We start from the raw sequence: 875 nt of genomic DNA on the forward strand, positions 1-875 counted from the left end.
GCATACCACCTTAGCCCCTAAAATCAACGCATGGTAAAAATGCCACGCGTTGCGAATCACTCTTGAACAGTTTGTTAGTTTAATATGTCGGTCGCGTATACATTGCGGACTTTTCGATAGGAACATCCACTCCGTACTGTTTTACAACATCTACGACTATTTCATAAAACCAATTTGGTGCTTTCGGACACACATAGACCCTTTTTATAAGGTCTCTTGCATTAATTTTTACCTGCTTTATGGCATCATTTGTGTCGTGATCACTTATTAATGCCCTAAATTCCTTTTCGTGCTCGAAGCTATTTCTCTTGTGAACGTATGGATACATCATATTCGTAGCCGGAATCACCTGAGAGTCATAATCTAGGTACTTTATTTTTGAAGTTGAGATTTGTAGTTCAGATGTTTTGAAAAACTCTCTTAGCGTATCAACATCGGTTTGGATTGCTACCCCTTCTGTGCCGCTTAAGTATAAATCCCACATAGCTGCAGACTCAAAATCACTCATGTGCCAGCAGCTAACAAAAACACTCTTCTGAAACGCCTCACTACCAACAATAAGCTGATTGGCTATATCTACCGAATTATGTTCTCTTACCGCTTCGATTGTCTTTAACGGAAACACCCCCTCATAAGGATCATCAAACATATCTGCACGAGGAAATATTAAGTTATTAGTAGATATCAAACTAACAAACTTGGTGAAATCCATATAACGCCAAATTTTTGTATCACCACCTGGATTTTCCATGAAATTATATTCGTATATCATTGCTGAAATTTACTCCATTAAACTAACGCCCTGTTAAGGTGTGAGCAACGCAATACCAAAGCTCCTGCATAACACCTTAAACACTAAACGCAACGCAACGCAT

1 protein-coding gene is annotated in these 875 nt (G+C 38.7%); it reads right to left on the minus strand.

Features of this window, described 5'->3' with window-relative positions; all coding sequences use genetic code 11:
* Positions 1–79: 79 nt before the first annotated feature.
* Positions 80–751 (minus strand): DUF2971 domain-containing protein, encoded by a 672-nt coding sequence (locus tag VHA02S_RS24905; protein ID WP_127891283.1) that lies wholly within the window; start codon positions 749–751, stop codon positions 80–82.
* Positions 752–875 lie beyond the last annotated feature (124 nt).

Source organism: Vibrio harveyi NBRC 15634 = ATCC 14126 = KCTC 12724 (genome assembly GCF_001591145.1).
Lineage (GTDB): Bacteria > Pseudomonadota > Gammaproteobacteria > Enterobacterales > Vibrionaceae > Vibrio > Vibrio harveyi.